Source organism: Bartonella saheliensis (genome assembly GCF_902162175.1).
Window position 1 is genome coordinate 132,432 of sequence record NZ_LR607195.1, and the last position, 17,152, is coordinate 149,583.

Genomic DNA, 17,152 nt, shown 5'->3' on the forward strand with positions numbered 1-17,152 from the left:
GTTCTCTGTATAGCGTATTCTTTCAGATATATAAGCAAAAAAGACGTGTGATGTTTAAATATTTTTCAATGATCTAAGAAACTTATTAAATTCAACTCTACAGCAAAATAATTTCAGTAAAAAGTGCCTAGCAACACACGAAAATGATAATTCACTAAAGAGGAAGGTCATGAGTTTTCAAATGTTCACACAGCTTTTCGATACTATCGATAAAGCAACAGCGACATATGTTACGGAGATCTCCTCAAAAGCAGTCGCTACAATTACACCTTTCGTATCAGTCGGTCTCACTATATCTTTCATCGTATACGGACTGCTCATCATGCGTAGTGCAATAGATATACCACTCCCTAGGTTCCTAAGCCGTTGCCTGCAAGTGAGCATTATCACTTCTTTTGCCCTAACTGCAGGACTTTATCAACCAGAAACCGCGACTGTAATAACAAAAATGCCTCATGACTTATCAGCCGTGCTCATAAAGAGTCCGAACGACAATAAGCAATTAACCAACTTGATTGATAAAGTCACCAAAAAAGAATTCGAAAGTGCAAGCACAGCTTTCAAAGAAGCAGCTTTCTTAAACACTGATAGGCTCCTTTACAGCCTCTTTGGTATTCTTATCTTGCTTGCAACAAGCTTCTTAACAGCAATCGAGTGGTGCATTCATCATAGTCACAAAAATCGCATTTGTGCTTCTGATAGAATTTGGACCATTCCTCATCATTGCCTCGTTCTGGCAACCAACCTGTCAGTTTTTCGCAAAATGGGTAACTCAAATTCTAAGCTATACAATCTCCTTGATACTTCTAGCAACCATATTTAGTCTGATAATGAATATCTTTGCAAATTATATAACTGATTTGAAATTTAATGAACAACAAAATGTGTGTTATGTTCTTGGTGAGGACCCTCATCTTATCCATTATCTCTATTGTACTGTGTTATTCAAGCTATCAACCATTACCAATGCTCTAGCAAAGATATTACATTAGGCATCTATGGAAATGAGAGACAGCAAAAAATAATCTTTAATAACCACGTAATCAAACAATAAATTAGCTAACCAGTAAAAAAATATCTGCACTATGCCTGAACATTTCCATAAACAATAAAGAAATAATAAACACAATTATAGGAAATATATTTTATAATCAAAATTGAAATAACGATAAAAAAGTGCTAAAAGCATACATTACAGTTGTAAAGTAGGAGTATTAAAATGAAAAAAATCATTTTTACAATTTTGATTGTAAATATTTTATCCGCTTGCGGATTAGCTCCAAAGCTAAAACAACCAAGTGATTGGAACCGTATACCTATTAATAAAACAGTCCCTGCCGAAATTCAGCGAGGAACCATATGAAAAAACAAGTTAAACCAGTACAAGCCCAACAACTTAATAGTTATTATGAAGAAAGCAGAGGCTTAGAGCGTGAACTCATAAATGAATTTGTAAAATCGCGTAAAACAGCATGGCGTGTCGCAGGTGCCGTTGGCATTTTTGGGTTGTTTGGCATGATATGTGGCGTCGTTGGTTTCTCCCAACCAGCTCCAACGCCTTTAGTGCTACGCGTTGATAACACAACTGGTGCGGTTGATGTAATTTCTGTGATGCGCGAGCATGAGACCAGCTATGGTGAGGTTGTAGACAGATATTGGCTCAATCAATATGTTCTTAATCGTGAAACTTACGACTACGACACCATTCAGTTGAACTATGACACAACAGCACTTTTAAGTGCTGCAGCTGTTCAACAAGAATTTTATAAAATCTATGAAGGTGAAGGTGCACGTGACAAAGTGCTTTCTAATAAAGCGCGCATCACAGTTAAAGTACGTTCAATTCAGCCAAATGGACGTGGTCAAGCAACCGTGCGTTTCACCACGCAACAACATGAAAGCAGTGGTGCAGTTGGGCCAAAACAACACCAGATCGCAACAATTGGTTACACATATGTTGGTGCTCCCATGAAATCATCTGATCGATTGCTTAACCCACTTGGTTTCCAAGTAACCAGTTACCGTACTGACCCGGAAATACTGTTGAATAATTAAGGAATTGATTATTATGAAAAAATTTGTGTTCGTTGCTCTACTGTCTTCATTTTCCTCTCTTTATACAGTACCTGTACAAGCACTTAAAACTCCCTCTAATTCACAATATGATCATCGCATTCGCTATGTCATGTATAATGTAGCTGATGTCGTTCAAATTGAAACTGTTCTTGGTGTGGCAACACATATTATCCTTGAAGAAGGTGAACAGTATATCACCCATGCCTTTGGTGACTCAGATGCCTATGCTTTTGCCCATAAAGGACGACATATCTTTATTAAACCCAAAGCAGAACTAGCTAATACGAATCTCATTGTTGTGACTGACAAACGTAGCTATAAATTTCGACTACAGTTTCGAAATGACCGTGCTGGAGCAACCTACGAATTAGCTTTCCAATATCCCGATACAAATACCCAAAAAGTGGATGAAAACACTCATCGTCTTACCATTGAACGTGCTTTTCACCAAGGAGTGAAAGGTTATAACCTCAGTTACACCATGAGCGGCAATCAAGATATCGCTCCGATCAACGTTTGGGATAATGGACGTATTACCTATTTCAAGTTTCCTGCCAATATGGACATGCCATCAATTTACGTGGTGGATGCTGAAGGTAATGAAAGCCTCATACCGCGTACTGTGGTAGGCAGTTCTAATGATATTATTGCCGTTCATAAGATTAATCCTAAGTGGCTTGTACGACTTGGTAAGCGTGCTTTAGCTGTTTTTAATGAAGCCTATGACCCTAATGGTATACCAAACACAACAGGAACAGTGTCTTCGAGGGTTCATCGCGTTAATAAAGGAGGAAAATAATGTTTGGTGATAAGAAAGGGGATGAAATCAACAAAAATACGGAATCAGATTATATTGAGCAAACACATATCGAAGGTGCTTATGGGAGCTCTGAATTAGGTTTGGAACGCCGTCCAACCATTCCTGGTGCGCGTGCTTTGTTAATGATAGGATTCGTTGTCATAATAGCGGTACCAATTGCCCTGACTTGGAAAGCTTTAAAAATGCGCAATAGTGTAGAAGTTGAAGAAGAAAAGCTGCAGCAGACGGTACAGCAAATTATACCGAGTTATACCCCGCGTGTTATAGAAGAACCAAAAGTGGAGGAAAGTGAAAAAACAATACAAACAGAAGACCAAACATCGGAGATTCCTGCAGCTTTAACGAAACTTCTCCAGACAACGATGCCACCACATTTGATACAAGATTCTGAAGAATTGGCACGCAAGCGTATGTTGAGTTCTGGTCTAAATAACGGTGGCAGTAGTGAAGGCTCTACAGAAAATTCAAAAAATAAAGCATCTAACAATGATCAAAATAGTGGTGTATTATTCGACCACCTACAGCCCGTACGGTTAGGTCAATCATATGCTGCACAACTCCGCAATCGTGATCTCTTGATTACGCAGGGCACACAAATAGATTGCACCTTAGAGACAAAAATTATTACCACGCAACCGGGTATGACAACATGTCATTTAACACGTGATGTTTATTCTACAAGTGGCCGAGTTGTTTTGCTCGATCGTGGTTCTAAAGTTGTTGGTTTTTACCAGAGCGGCATACAACAAGGGCAAACGCGTGTTTTCGTACAATGGTCACGTATTGAAACACCTTCTGGTGTTATCGTCAATCTTGACTCACCCGGTACTGGCCCTCTTGGCGAAGCTGGTATAGGTGGTTGGGTTGATACTCATTTTTGGCAACGATTTGGTGGCGCAATCATGGTAAGCATAATCGGTGATTTAGGAGAATGGGTAAAAGACAAAGTTTGGCGAAGAGATACAAAAAATAAAGAGAATAAAGAGAATCAAGAACAAACACTACCCCAAGGTGTGCAGAATGCTCAGTCGATAGTGAACGATGTTCTTCAAAACTCCATTAACATTCCGCCAACACTTTATAAGAATCAAGGTGAGCGCGTAAATATTTTTGTTGCTCGGGATTTGGATTTCAGTGATGTCTACAACCTCGTTACACGTTAATAAAATACAGAAAGATCAAGCAGTTGCACAACTTCTGCAACCACTTGATCATTTCTTAGAAGATCCGAAAGTTACTGAAGTATCGATCTGCCGCCCCTGTGAAGTATGGACAAAAAGCTTTGAGGGTTGGCAGGTACACGATGTACCAGAATTAACGACTGCTTTTTTACAAACGCTTATTACGGCTTTGATCGTTTATAATGGTATGGCTCCCAGAAGCATTAATTATGTACGTTTACCTGGTGGACAACGTGGTACAATTGTACAAACACCAGCTGTCATTGATGGCACACTATCTTTTGTAATTCGCAAGCATTCCCTTACGGTTAAGACGCTTGAGGAGCTTGAAAAGGAAGGTGCATTTGATAATTTTGCTGATGTAAGCTTTAATAAGCCTTCAGAAAAGGAAGCAAATAGCTTGTTATCAAAGCAGGATTTCGCGCGGCTAGAGCCATTTGAAGTACAACTCTTAAGTCTCAAACGTGAGAAAAAAATTCTTGAATTTTTGAAAGAATGCGTACTCCACAAACGCAATATCATCATTGCTGGAAAAACAGGATCGGGTAAAACAACATTTGCTCGCTCGCTCATTGAAAAGGTACCCATAGAAGAACGCATTATCACCATTGAGGATGTTCATGAACTTTTTCTACCCAATCATCCTAATCACGTTCATATGCTTTATGGTAATGGTGCAGGTCGTGTTCCAGCTGATGAATGCTTAGATGCGTGTTTGCGTCAATCGCCTGATCGAATTTTTCTTGCCGAATTGCGTGGGAACGAAGCATGGGAATATCTCAACTCGTTGAACACTGGGCATCCAGGATCAATTACAACAACGCATGCCAACAATGCTTTGCAAACCTTTGAACGGTGTGCCACATTGATCAAAAGATCGGAAGTTGGCCGTCAGCTTGATCTAGAAATGATAAAAATAGTGCTTTACACAACAGTGGATGTGATATTGTTTTTCAAAGATAGAAAACTCTCTGAAGTATTTTATGATCCAATTTTTTCTAAATCAAAGATTGTTTAAGAAAGCTCTTCAGTATTAGACAGACAATAACACCCGCGACAAATTGTCGCGGTTTTTTTGAGCCTTATGAAATAAGCTTTCTCCTCCATTTATTTTTCTGATGAATCTTTTCGGAACAGAGGAGAAAATAAATTAATGCGATAACTCCACGAGAAAAGTTGAATCACACATAAGGTTCTTATTGCACGAAATTTCATTCATTTTTGAAACCTATGTTTTTATGCAACAATAAGAAATGGTTTTTAATTTATATCTCAATGGGACTGCTATGAAATATTTTCATGAGTAAAAAATAAACCATTATTGTCATAAAGACGATAACTGATTGTTTAAAAAGTCTACATTTCACTTTCACGTCATCAACATAGCTATCTGTTAATCGAACGAATCCTTTATATAATCTACCGGCACGAACAACTTAATGCATTAAAACAATTTAGCAGAAACAAATCACATGCCAATTTGTTGATCGATAATACATTGCCTCTCATTACCATGTAATTACGAGCAAATTCCATTAAAGTTTTCTTTGCACCATCTTCTATTTTTTATGACAAACCTTATTTGCCTCTAAAAATATCTTGAAAATGATTTTATTACTTTTTGATAAAAACTCAACTTACTTTTTAGCATGATTTTACAACATTACAGATCACTTTCTAACTACAAAAACGATTGTGCATGCAAAATTTCGTTTGAAAAATCATAATAGCTAGTCTTTCCTATTCAAAAACTATGAGAGAATGAATATAACAAGAAGAATTTTTTAATGACCATGCCATATAAACAACCCAACAGTGACGCACTCTATCGTTAGCACTTTTCAAAAGCTCTCTCTCATGTTCAGAAATATCTTGGACAACAGAAAATAAATTTAAATAACAGCCAAAATGCCTCTTTTCTGCACAGGAATATAAAAGAATACAAAATGAGTTACTCGTGAAAATTCATCAGGAATAAGCATAATTTCTATGAAAACCAAAACTGTTCAGGCAATGCTCATTTCTTCCAGCTTGTTATTCTATATTGCAAATATTTTCTTTATTAAAAAAAGGGGTATCCCTTTTTAAAAGGGATAAAGCACATATCAAAGCCAATAAGCTTTTATAGATTTAATCCTCTGCATCATCCTAAAGAGCGAAAAAATACATACTTCCCCGCTTCCCACATTGTACTTATAATGAATAAGTTTCTAAAGGCGCCGTCAATCATGCGTTTTTTAATCTCAGCAATTGCTTTTGCTGGATTCAATCCCTTTAGACAAGTTTAATGTACAATTCATCAATAGTATAGCAACGATAAAGGTGAAAAGGATCCTCTCAAATTATCAAGACGCTCCCCACACATCTCATCACGCGAGTGAGCCAATCCAACGATAAGCTTGGAGCAGAATGGCTGGCCCCAAAGTGTAATCACCGTTCCAGCAATAACGCGGACACGAGAATCTGACTATAGGCAAACCAAATACATGCATCAAGACTGTCTCTTTTGGGCAAAAAAGTACAAAATAGCGAAGAATTCTACATCCCCTCCTTTACCCGCATGAACTGATGAACTTTTAAAGGCGCCGTTCAACCACGCGTTTTTTAATCTCAGCAATTGCTTTTGCTGGATTTAATCCCTTTGGACAAGTTTGTGCACAATTCATCAATAGTATGGCAGCGATAAAGGCGAAAAGGATCCTCTCAAATTATCAAGACGCTCCCCACACATCTCATCAATGTGAGTGAGCTAATCCAACGATAAGCTTGGAGCAGAATGGCTGGCTCCAAAATACAATCACCGTTCCAGCAATAATGCGGACACGAGGATCTGACTATAGGCAAACCAAATACATGCATAAAGACTGTCTCTTTTGGGCAAAAAAGTACAAAATAGCGAAAAATTCTACATCCCCTCCTTTACCCGCATGAACTGATGAACTTTTAAAGGCGCCGTTCAACCACGCGTTTTTTAATCTCAGCAATTGCTTTTGCTAGATTTAATCCCTTTGGACAAGTTTGTGCACAATTCATCAATAGTATGGCAGCGATAAAGTTGAAAAGGATTCTCTCAAATTATCAAGATGCTCCCCACACATCTCATCAACGTGAGTGAGCCAATCCAACGATAAGCTTGGAGCAGAATGGCTGGCCCCAAAGTGCAATCACCGTTCCAGCAATAACGCGGACACGAGGATCTCACTATAGGCAAACCAAATACATGCATAAAGACTGTCTCTTTTGGGCAAAAAAGTACAAAATAGCGAAGAACTCTACATCCCCTCCTTTACCCGCATAAACTGATGAACTTTTAAAGGCGCCGTTCAACCATGAGTTTTTTAATCTCAGCAATTGCTTTTGCTGGATTTAATCCCTTTGGACAAGTTTGTGCACAATTCATAATTGTATGGCAGCGATAAAGGCGAAAAGGATCTTCTAAATTATCAAGACGCTCCCCACACATCTCATCACGTGAATCAGCAATCCAACGATAAGCTTGGAGCAGAATGGCTGGCCCCAAATAACGATCACCGTTCCACCAATAACTCGGACATGATGTTTGACAACAGGCGCATAAAATACACTCATAAAGACCATCAATTTTTTGCCGGTCAGAATAACTTTGTAACCATTCTTTAGCAGGTTCAGGTGAAACGGTTTGCAACCAAGGTTCAATCACACGATGTTGTGCATAAAAGCGCTTCAAATCAGGAACCAGATCTTTTACCACCGGCATAGAAGGCAAAGGATAGACCTTAATGGGGTGTTTTACATCATCCATACCTTTGGTACAAGCTAACGTATTGAATCCATCAATATTCATGGCACAAGAACCACAAATACCTTCACGGCATGATCGGCGAAGTGTTAAAGTTGGATCAATATGATTCTTAATAAACAAAAGCCCATCCAGAATCATAGGCCCACAAGCGGAACGATCTACATAATAGGTATCCAAATGTGGATTTTCCTCATCATCAGGTGACCAACGATAAACATGAAATTCTGTTAGTTGCGTAGCACCTTCAGGTTTAGGCCACACCTTGCCTGGCTTTACTTGAGAATTTTTGGGAAGTTTAATTTGTACCATAATTCATTCTCCCCTTAGTAAACACGTTTTTTAGGTGCAATGCGCTTTAAGTCGATCCCACCATCTTCTTCAGCTGTTAGTGGATCAACATGGACAGGTCGATAGGACAAAGTTACCTTACCATCTTTAGACAAATGAGAAAGCGTGTGTTTTCGCCAATTTTTATCGTCCCGCTCTGGATAATCTTCACGTGCATGAGCGCCCCGACTTTCTAAACGGGCCTCTGCAGAATAAACAGTGGTAATTGCGTTGGCCATCAGATTTTCAAGCTCTAATGTTTCGACCAAATCAGAATTCCATATCAATGAGCGATCTGTGACTTTGAGATCGGCCAATTCACCCCAAATTTGACTTATTCGTCGACATCCTTGTTGCAAAGAATCTTCCGTACGGAAGACAGCAGCATCTTCTTGCATTGTGCGTTGCATTTTTTCACGCAAGACAGCTGTTGGCGTTGTTCCTTGAGCAAAGCGTAATCGATCAAAACGCGCGATAATTTCATCACAAGCAATCTCATTAAGAGGTGGAATTTCCGCATCTCGATCAATCACTTCACCAGCACGAATTGCTGCAGCACGACCAAACACGACAAGATCAATTAATGAATTTGATCCCAAACGATTAGCACCATGAACAGAGGCACATCCAGCCTCTCCCACCGCCATCAACCCTGGTTGAACACGATCAGGCGAATCAGCTGTTGGATTAAGAACTTCCCCATAGTAATTGGTAGGAATACCGCCCATATTGTAATGAACGGTAGGCAAGATAGGGATAGGTTCTTTTGTCACATCAACACCAGCAAAGATTCGAGCGGATTCGGAAATCCCTGGTAAACGTTCATGCAAGATAGCGGGATCAATATGGTTTAGAACCAAATGGATATGATCTTTTCTTGGACCAACGCCACGTCCTTCACGAATTTCAAGGGTTATACAGCGTGAAACCAAATCCCGTGAAGCCAAATCCTTAAAGGAAGGTGCATAGCGTTCCATAAAGCGTTCGCCCTCAGAATTGATCAAATAGCCACCTTCACCGCGCGCCCCTTCTGTAATAAGACAGCCAGAACCATAAATGCCTGTAGGATGAAATTGCACAAACTCCATATCCTGAAGAGGTAATCCAGCACGTGCAATCATTCCCCCCCCATCACCCGTACAGGTATGCGCCGATGTTGCTGAGAAATAAGCACGTCCATAACCACCGGTTGCAAGAACAACCATCTTGGCAGAAAAACGGTGTATTGTACCATCATCGAGGTTCCAAGCCACAACTCCCGTACACACACCATCAGTCATGATGAGATCAAGCGCAAAATACTCAATAAAGAACTGCGCATTATGTTTTAAGCTTTGTCCATAAAGTGTATGCAAAATCGCATGTCCTGTGCGATCAGCTGCTGCACAAGTTCTCTGCACAGGGGGACCTTCACCAAACTGTGTCGTATGCCCACCAAAAGGACGTTGATAAATTTTACCTTCTTGCGTCCGTGAAAAAGGCACCCCATAATGCTCTAATTCATAGACAGCAGCAGGTGCATTACGTACCAAATATTCCATTGCATCGGTATCGCCCAACCAATCAGATCCTTTCACGGTATCGTATAAATGCCACTGCCAATTGTCAGGTCCCATATTGGAAAGCGAAGCTGCAATACCCCCTTGCGCTGCAACGGTATGTGATCTTGTTGGAAAAACTTTTGTGATACAGGCTGTTTTTAATCCTTGCTCTGCCATCCCAAGTGTTGCCCGCAATCCTGCACCTCCTGCCCCAACAACCACAACATCAAATTTATGATCAACAGTGCAATAAGGAGCATTCCCTGCTTTTGCGCCAAGAGATGATATTTTACTTTCCATATCCGTTAACCCCCTAACGCAATTTTCAAAAGAGCAAAAATGATAATACCCCCCAAAACAAAACAAAATAAAATATTTAATGCCAGAAAAAATATTCGAAAACCTTCGCGTGGAATATAATCCTCAATCACCACCTGCATTCCAAGCTTCATATGATAAAGCACTGAAATTGTAAGCAATCCCATTAAAATAGCCACAACAGGATGTGCAAGCCGTGCACGCACCACGCTATAATCCTTTCCAGCCAATGAAAAAATAAGAACAATAAAAAAGACCAAAAGTGGTAAATTTATAAAACCTGTCAAACGCTGTAACCAAAAATGCTCTGTTCCCTCATGCGCACTTCCACGCCCACGTACTTTGGCAAGTTCCGTTCGAAAATCTTTTTTCATAGCTCTCTCCACCCCCAGCTAAACAATGCTATATCCAATAGTCCAAATCACAAGAGTAACAATAAGAGAAATAAACACTGTTGCCCAAGCGGTTAGCGTTGCCTTTTTTTTATCTAAAAGGCAAGGTTTCAAATCCCAAATGATGTGACGAAGTCCACCAACCATGTGGTGAACTCCAGCGAGGGTATAAAGAAACAAGATACAAAGCCCCGGCCAAGAACCATAAATCTCCTGAACTGTTTTAAATGCCTCAGCTCCACAAGCAACTGCCATTAACCAAACAGCGAGCAAGACCATTCCAAAATAGAGAGCCATACCGGTAATACGATGTGCAATTGACATCGCCATCGTGATGGTCCAACGATAAACACTTATATGAGGAGAACGCGGGCGCTCTTTTATCCTAACTGTCTTTGCCATAAAATATCCTGACCTGGCTTTTACTGCAACCACATTATGAGCGATAAGATTCGCACAAAACGAGAAAGTGCATTATCATTTCATTTATTTGGCATTTCAAGATGCCGATATTACAGGTCGGTTGTCTCAAATAACGGATTAAAGGTCACGCATAAAAAAACCGATTGTTTTACAAGCATATAGCCGCAAAACGTGCTTTAATTTAATACAATTTTATCTTCACGTCAAAGGTCTAATATGGTTTCTCAAATATAAATATCCATTTTTTCAAGTATACTAATGTCCCCTTTTAAATATCAACAATATCTCTAAGAATATTTGCGTTCCAACAGCAATAAAAAAATAAAACACAAAGACTTTGAGAGTCTTGATATTGTTGTGCACTCTCAAGGTCGTTTTTTAACAGAATATATGAATCGTGGAGATGCAAATGCACACTATAAAGCTACTTTTGCATAGATTCTAGCAAACGCAGTTATTACTCAGCGGTTTGCGTTGCTGCATTTTCGCTTCCAGCTGCTGCATTGACAGTCTCAGTAAGTTTTTCACCTTTTTTGCGGTAATCTCTCTTTTCAGCGATACGAGCCGCTTTACCTCTTAAGCCACGAAGATAATAGAGTTTTGCACGACGCACTTTCCCTTTGCGCACCAACTCAACACCCTCAATAAGGGGAGAATAAACCGGAAAGACCCGTTCAACACCCTCACCATAAGAAATTTTGCGCACTGTAAAAGTTTCATTTAACCCACCACCGGAACGTGCAATACAAATTCCTTCATAAGCTTGAATACGCGTACGAGTACCTTCAGTCACGCGCACCATAACACGCACGGTATCTCCTGGTTGAAAAGCTGGCAGTTGGCGTTTTGCTTCAATTTTTGCACATTGTTCAGCTTCGAGCTGTGCGATAATATTCATTTCTTTATCCTTCATGTTCTTTATCGAACAGTCAGAGCGCTCAACTCTTGCCAAAAAAAGTTTATCTTAAATTAAAGACAAAAACACTCTTTAGGCTATGCATGACACAGGAGCGAATACACCATTCCTTCATTTTAATTTTGGAACTACAGAAAAACCTTTATAAAAAAATTCTCTCAAAAGAGAGCTATGGCATACACCACCTTACGATATGAATCAAGTTTTCTGACGATTTTTCTCATAACGCGCATAAAGATCAGGACGCCGTTGACGCGTTAACAGTTCAGCTTGCAGTTGGCGCCAATCAGCAATAGCTTTGTGATGCCCTGATGTTAACACTTGCGGAATAGGGCGTCCTTCAAAGAGAGCAGGTCGTGTATACTGAGGATATTCCAGCAAACCATTCTCAAAGCTTTCACATTTTGCAGAAGCCTCATTGCCCATCACACCAGGCAGCAAACGTATAATAGTATCTAAGAGCACCAATGCCGCCGTTTCGCCCCCTGAAAGAATATAATCTCCAATAGATACCTCTTCCAATTTCCGCGCTTCTATGACCCGTTCATCGACACCTTCAAAACGGCCACAAACCAATGTCACCCCCGCCTCCTGTGCCAGAGAACGGGCATAAGTTTGGTCAAAAGGTCGTCCACGAGGACTCATCAACAACCTTGGCGAATCACTTGGACAACTATCCAACGCAGCCGCTAACACATCCGCCCGCATAACCATACCAGCTCCACCACCAGCTGGTGTATCATCAACACTATGGTGCTTATCCAAAGCAAAGTCTCTAATCTGCACTGTCTCCAGAGACCATATTCCTCGCTCTAAAGCTTGTCCGGCTAAAGAATAACCCAAAAATCCAGGAAACATTTCAGGATAAAGTGTTAAAATGCGTGCTTGAAACTTCATTTTTATTCTTTCTCTATCTTGTCATCCCAAGCTGTACAAATACCCATATCAAACAACTCACATCAACAATGCTCTTTATTCAAAACAACAGCACTCATCTCCTCTGGATTCAGCATCCTCTCTACTTTAAAGTGTGTCTTACTGAGGAATAATCCAAAAATCTAGCAAACATTTTAGGATTAAAGTGTTTTCACCCATAATGAGAGCGCATTTTTACATACCTTTTCCCCTTTTATTTTATGGCTTCACTTTCATTTTGGGATTCAAGTTATGATCTCACTGATCCCTTAGACCAGCAGCCACCGGGTCAACAACCAAAAAGCCAGCAGCAAGGCAAATTTCTGGTACTGCTGCTTTACTAAAGGGAATAAGCACAGTTTTACCAGTATTCAAACGCATTTCAAGCAAATCACCAGCACCAAAATTAAAAAAGCCACTCACCTCGCCCAGGATTTGACCAACATCATCTTGAATACGAAGCCCAATTAAATCGACTTGATAAAATTCATCCTCTGTCAAATCCTCTAGCAATTGATCACGGGTAACATATAAGCGAATACCTTTTAAATTTTCCGCAGCATTGCGATCTTCAATTCCTTTAAAATGCACAATGGCATTATTTTTTTGTACACGAAGAGTTACAATTTCATAACAGTGCCCCATATCATCATAAAGAACACCGTAAGTCTTTAAATGCTCTGGCTTAGCACTCAAGACTTTCATCAAAACATCTCCTTTTATACCATGGGCGGGACCAATAATGGCAAGATAGACTTTATTTTTAAGCTTTTTTTTATTATACTTCATGCAAAAATATTATCTCTCAGAAACGAATCTTTCACGTGTAATTTTCTGTTCAATTTTGTTGCCATAATGAAGACAATCTTCCTCAAAAGACCTTTCTTGGTAACAACAGCAAATTAATAAACAAATCAATATAAGGAGAAGTCTTATGGCAAATGTTATGCTATTTTACAAAGATATCACCCCAATCAACAAAATTTCTCATAAAAACCTTAAATTTGCCCCTCCAAGTGATATGTCTTTCGCCAAAGATACCCACTGGGTTCCTTTAGCAAGTAGCGAATATTTTCAAGCAGCACTAGACTATCCCATTTTATTTATGTCAGCAGAAGACGAACAAAAGAAACGGCACTATACATCCGCTGCTCTTGTTGGTCTTTCTAATGATGAAAATGACTATATAGACTCTGATAAAAGTTGGAAAACAAATACTTATGTTCCAGCTTTTGTCCGCCGTTATCCTTTTGTTCTTGCCCAAATTAGCAATGAAAAAGAGCTTTCTGTTTGCTTTGATCAAAAATCAGGCATGTTTAATGAAGTTGCCGGCACAGAACTTTTTAATTCTGATGGTTCTATTTCTCCTTTTATGGAGGAGCGCATTCGTTTTCTTGAAAGCTTTAAAATCGCTATGGAAAAAACGGCTGAATTTATTGACGCTCTTGTGGAAATGGATCTTCTCAGTCAAAAATCCATCAATGTGAAAAACGACAAAGGTCTTTCGGCGCAATTAGAGCATTTTTGGATTGTGGATGAAGAAAAACTGAATAAGCTCTCCGCAAGCCAACTTGCCAAACTCCATAAGAACGGCTTTTTAGGATTGATCTTTGCACATCTGATGTCAACGAATAATCTTTTAAAGATACTCTCTCTCAAAGGTGAAAAGCAGCTTGCCAATAGTGGAGAACAATCACAAAATGAGAAGAGTGAAGAACCTACCAAGAAAGAAACTCTCAATTAAGAAATGCATATAAAAGATGACACGAGAAAAGATGAAAATATTCCTCTCATTCCAGCGGACCATGCTGTTTTAGCCGCAAGAAAAAATTGGCTAGACTGTTTGCTAGAAACACGTCGCATGGCTGTTAAAACTGTAGAAGCCTATGAACGTGATACGCGGCAATTTTTGTCTTTTCTCTGTCAACATTTAGGGCATAAACCGACCTTCAATGATCTTGCCAATTTGCGTGTTGTTGATTTACGCGCTTATCTTTCTTACCGGCGCACAAATAAGATAAGTGCACGTTCCCTAAGCCGAGGAATGGCGGGTTTACGCTCTTTTTCTAACTACTTATCCCGTGAGGGAATTGTCAAAATTCCTGCTACGAAACTTGTTCGCACCCCCAAACACTCCAAATCGCTACCAAAACCTTTAGCGATAAAATCAGCTCTGCATTTAGTCAAACAAGAAAATCAACAAGAAAATGAACCATGGATTACCGCGCGTAATACTGCTGTTTTTGTACTTCTCTATGGCTGTGGAATGCGAATATCCGAAGCCTTAAGCCTCACGCCTGAACAATTTTCTGATCCCCAAAAAACAAGCTTATTCGTGACCGGGAAAGGAGGAAAGACGCGCCTTGTTCCTCTCATCAAAGTTGTTCAGGAAGCCGTACAAAATTATCTTAAATGCTGCCCATATCCTTTAGTGGATAACCAACCAATGTTCCGAGGTGCAAGGGGTGGCCCCCTACAAGCGGCCATTATTCAACGCGCTATGCGCAACTTACGAGCACACCTTGGTTTACCAGAAACAGCGACTCCTCATACATTGCGCCATTCTTTTGCCACACATCTTTTATCACGAGGAGGAGATCTACGCACGATACAAGAACTTCTTGGCCATGCGAGCCTTTCCACCACACAAGCCTACACCCACGTCGATACAGAGCATCTCTTGGAAATTTATCAAAAAGCACACCCACGTTCTTAGAATAGTGATAGGAAGAAAACATAAACAGATATAACGTAAAACGATAACATATTGATTTATAATCATAATTTATCGTTATTCATATTAAATAAGAGCCCCGAATATCATAAATTTCTCTCATTTCAAATCTGTTTATCTTGCATCAATCAAAATCATTCGTTTGCACGTTAAAAGCGGGACTAGCGTATGGATAAAACTGTTAAGAAAGGACTAAAAATGGCTCTTATGAATTGCTCTCAAATGTACGGGCTGCCGCAACGTTGAGGGCTAGCAAATATAATGATGGTACCGGCTTGCTTCTTCATAAATGTAAAGATGGGGGAGCTCAATGAATTTATCGTTATACTCTTCATGGGCACTACCGTGAAATGGGATTGGGGGCTTTGAGAGATGTTTCTTTAAAACAAGCACGTGAATATGCAACACCAAAGCAGGAGCATAGGTTACGCATTCTGCCTGTAAAACTGAGATAAAATTACGCAATAGATTTCCGCGTTTTTCATACCTGAACACTCTATTCTCCACCGCAAAACTCTTTTAACAAAAAGGAGTATTAAACAGATGTAACTTCAAGTGCTAAAGCATGCACACATGTTGCGAGCTCTTTTTGTAAAACTTGATAAATTGCTCGGTGGATTTCCACACGCGTCATACCAGTAAAAGAAGAAGAGAAGATTTTCACCCGAAAATGCGTTTCTCCTTTACCGTCAAAAGCATGCTCATTATGAGGATGTCCTGCATGCAGATGACTCTCATTAATCACCTCAAGCTTCTGCGGATGGAAAGCATCTTGAAGCTTTCTCGTAATCGTTGTTTGAACTTCTGTAGACATTTCTCTTCCTTCACAAAATGAACGATACAAAGTATTTTTTCATTACCAAACGAATGTGAAAATAATTTTTTCAAAAGTCAATTCTTGTCAAATCAATTGATTTTGCATAAATCAAAGATATGACAATAACATCTAAATTATTCGACTCAATTCGGATCAGCTCCAATAAGAAACAAAAAGCTGAAGCAGAAACACAACAGTGCCAATGGGAAGGATGTGAAAAATCGGCATCCCATAAAGCACCAGCGGGCCGAAATCACGAAGGGCAGTATCTGCATTTTTGCATTGAACATGTGCGTGCCTATAATAAAAATTTTAATTACTTCTCTGGCCTTAGTGATAAAGATATTGCCAAGTTCCAAAAAGATGCTCTCACAGGACATCGCCCAACATGGCCTACCGATTTTAGTAATGGGACGTCGAAAAAAACAGCTGCCAATTATGCGCAAATTCGTTCTGGTACAGCTGCCTATCAAAATCGTATGCGTGATCCCTTCACACTGTTTACTGGGCGTCATTCAACCAATAATCCATCACGAAGATTAAAACCTTTAGAAGCCAAAGCTTTTGATACATTAGGATTACCAGCGAATGCTTCAGCTGAAGATATCAAAGCAAAATATAAAGAGCTGGTAAAGAAGCATCACCCTGATTCCAATGGTGGCAATCGTTCTTCAGAAGAACGTTTTCGTGATGTGTTACACGCCTATAATTTTCTCAAAAAAGCTGGTTTGTGCTAAAAAAACACATTCAAAGGGATTTGTTTTGTTCTAGCTATAACAAAATACGAAAGAGAAGATCAAAAAACACCATTCTCTCTCCAATAGAGGCAATTGTATTTTTACAAAAGCGTTTTCGCGTTCTGTTATATGCTTATTCTTTTCTCAAGAAATCTGCTTTGTGCTAAGGGAAAT

Annotated in this window: 16 protein-coding genes and 5 pseudogenes; 10 read left to right on the forward strand and 11 right to left on the reverse strand. The window is 39.6% G+C overall.

Annotated features, from left to right (window positions below; all coding sequences use genetic code 11):
• The first annotated feature begins 169 nt into the window (after nucleotides 1-169).
• The 6 genes and pseudogenes from FS875_RS10940 to virB11 all read left to right on the forward strand — a co-directional run bounded on the left by FS875_RS10940 (nucleotide 170) and on the right by virB11 (nucleotide 5,095).
• A pseudogene (locus FS875_RS10940) lies at nucleotides 170-1,008 on the forward strand (TrbL/VirB6 family protein).
• 211 nt (nucleotides 1,009-1,219) lie between these two features.
• On the forward strand, nucleotides 1,220-1,363 hold the full coding sequence (locus FS875_RS00630; RefSeq protein WP_144751573.1) for a lipoprotein: 144 nt from the start codon (nucleotides 1,220-1,222) through the stop codon (nucleotides 1,361-1,363).
• Complete coding sequence (locus tag FS875_RS00635) at nucleotides 1,360-2,055, forward strand: VirB8 family type IV secretion system protein (protein WP_144751575.1); 696 nt, start codon at nucleotides 1,360-1,362, stop codon at nucleotides 2,053-2,055. Before FS875_RS00630 ends, FS875_RS00635 begins: the two co-directional genes overlap by 4 nt.
• A gap of 13 nt (nucleotides 2,056-2,068) precedes the next feature.
• Nucleotides 2,069-2,875: a P-type conjugative transfer protein VirB9 gene (virB9, locus tag FS875_RS00640; protein ID WP_144751578.1), complete on the forward strand. Its 807-nt coding sequence runs from the start codon at nucleotides 2,069-2,071 to the stop codon at nucleotides 2,873-2,875.
• Nucleotides 2,875-4,059, forward strand: a complete 1,185-nt coding sequence (gene virB10, locus FS875_RS00645) for a type IV secretion system protein VirB10 (protein WP_144751581.1) — start codon at nucleotides 2,875-2,877, stop codon at nucleotides 4,057-4,059. The genes virB9 and virB10 overlap by 1 nt, the downstream gene beginning before the upstream one ends.
• Entirely contained in the window at nucleotides 4,031-5,095 is a 1,065-nt protein-coding gene (virB11, locus tag FS875_RS00650) for a P-type DNA transfer ATPase VirB11 (RefSeq protein WP_207999915.1), read from the forward strand. Before virB10 ends, virB11 begins: the two co-directional genes overlap by 29 nt.
• Nucleotides 5,096-6,298: 1,203 nt before the next feature.
• Here the strand turns inward: virB11 and FS875_RS00655 are convergent.
• From FS875_RS00655 to rimM, 10 genes and pseudogenes are all read right to left on the reverse strand, one after another.
• Nucleotides 6,299-6,536 (reverse strand): annotated as a pseudogene (locus tag FS875_RS00655) (succinate dehydrogenase iron-sulfur subunit); the annotation flags it as partial.
• Nucleotides 6,537-6,653: 117 nt separating this feature from the next.
• Nucleotides 6,654-6,952: pseudogene (locus FS875_RS00660) on the reverse strand (4Fe-4S dicluster domain-containing protein); the annotation flags it as partial.
• A 68-nt stretch (nucleotides 6,953-7,020) separates the two neighbouring features.
• Nucleotides 7,021-7,319 (reverse strand): annotated as a pseudogene (locus FS875_RS10405) (4Fe-4S dicluster domain-containing protein); the annotation flags it as partial.
• A 68-nt stretch (nucleotides 7,320-7,387) separates the two neighbouring features.
• A complete protein-coding gene (locus tag FS875_RS00670; RefSeq protein ID WP_144751587.1) occupies nucleotides 7,388-8,167 on the reverse strand; it encodes a succinate dehydrogenase iron-sulfur subunit in 780 nt (259 codons plus the stop codon).
• Nucleotides 8,168-8,181: 14 nt separating this feature from the next.
• Entirely contained in the window at nucleotides 8,182-10,026 is a 1,845-nt protein-coding gene (gene sdhA, locus FS875_RS00675) for a succinate dehydrogenase flavoprotein subunit (RefSeq protein ID WP_144751590.1), read from the reverse strand.
• A 5-nt stretch (nucleotides 10,027-10,031) separates the two neighbouring features.
• The gene (gene sdhD / locus FS875_RS00680; RefSeq protein WP_144751593.1) at nucleotides 10,032-10,418 is read right to left on the reverse strand and encodes a succinate dehydrogenase, hydrophobic membrane anchor protein; all 387 of its coding nucleotides are present in this window, start codon (nucleotides 10,416-10,418) and stop codon (nucleotides 10,032-10,034) included.
• A gap of 18 nt (nucleotides 10,419-10,436) precedes the next feature.
• The gene (gene sdhC, locus FS875_RS00685) at nucleotides 10,437-10,838 is read right to left on the reverse strand and encodes a succinate dehydrogenase, cytochrome b556 subunit (protein ID WP_144751596.1); all 402 of its coding nucleotides are present in this window, start codon (nucleotides 10,836-10,838) and stop codon (nucleotides 10,437-10,439) included.
• A gap of 478 nt (nucleotides 10,839-11,316) precedes the next feature.
• The gene (gene rplS, locus FS875_RS00690; protein WP_144751600.1) at nucleotides 11,317-11,757 is read right to left on the reverse strand and encodes a 50S ribosomal protein L19; all 441 of its coding nucleotides are present in this window, start codon (nucleotides 11,755-11,757) and stop codon (nucleotides 11,317-11,319) included.
• 216 nt (nucleotides 11,758-11,973) lie between these two features.
• A complete protein-coding gene (trmD, locus tag FS875_RS00695) occupies nucleotides 11,974-12,672 on the reverse strand; it encodes a tRNA (guanosine(37)-N1)-methyltransferase TrmD (RefSeq protein WP_144751603.1) in 699 nt (232 codons plus the stop codon).
• 276 nt (nucleotides 12,673-12,948) lie between these two features.
• Complete coding sequence (gene rimM, locus FS875_RS00700) at nucleotides 12,949-13,479, reverse strand: ribosome maturation factor RimM (RefSeq protein WP_144751606.1); 531 nt, start codon at nucleotides 13,477-13,479, stop codon at nucleotides 12,949-12,951.
• 145 nt (nucleotides 13,480-13,624) lie between these two features.
• Between rimM and FS875_RS00705 the strand changes: the two genes are divergently transcribed.
• The 3 genes and pseudogenes from FS875_RS00705 to FS875_RS10410 form a co-directional block, all read left to right on the forward strand.
• Nucleotides 13,625-14,434 carry a SapC family protein gene (locus FS875_RS00705; RefSeq protein WP_144751610.1) on the forward strand — a complete coding sequence of 270 codons (810 nt, stop codon included), beginning with the start codon at nucleotides 13,625-13,627 and terminating at the stop codon, nucleotides 14,432-14,434.
• Nucleotides 14,435-14,437: 3 nt separating this feature from the next.
• On the forward strand, nucleotides 14,438-15,406 hold the full coding sequence (locus FS875_RS00710) for a tyrosine recombinase XerC (RefSeq protein ID WP_144751613.1): 969 nt from the start codon (nucleotides 14,438-14,440) through the stop codon (nucleotides 15,404-15,406).
• Between the two features lie 216 nt (nucleotides 15,407-15,622).
• Nucleotides 15,623-15,831, forward strand: a pseudogene (locus FS875_RS10410) (Arm DNA-binding domain-containing protein); the annotation flags it as partial.
• Between the two features lie 128 nt (nucleotides 15,832-15,959).
• Here the strand turns inward: FS875_RS10410 and FS875_RS00720 are convergent.
• Nucleotides 15,960-16,238 (reverse strand): BolA family protein, encoded by a 279-nt coding sequence (locus tag FS875_RS00720; RefSeq protein WP_144751616.1) that lies wholly within the window; start codon nucleotides 16,236-16,238, stop codon nucleotides 15,960-15,962.
• Between the two features lie 119 nt (nucleotides 16,239-16,357).
• On the opposite strand from FS875_RS00720, the gene FS875_RS00725 reads away from it, so the two are divergent.
• Entirely contained in the window at nucleotides 16,358-16,978 is a 621-nt protein-coding gene (locus tag FS875_RS00725) for a J domain-containing protein (protein ID WP_144751619.1), read from the forward strand.
• Nucleotides 16,979-17,152: the final 174 nt, after the last annotated feature.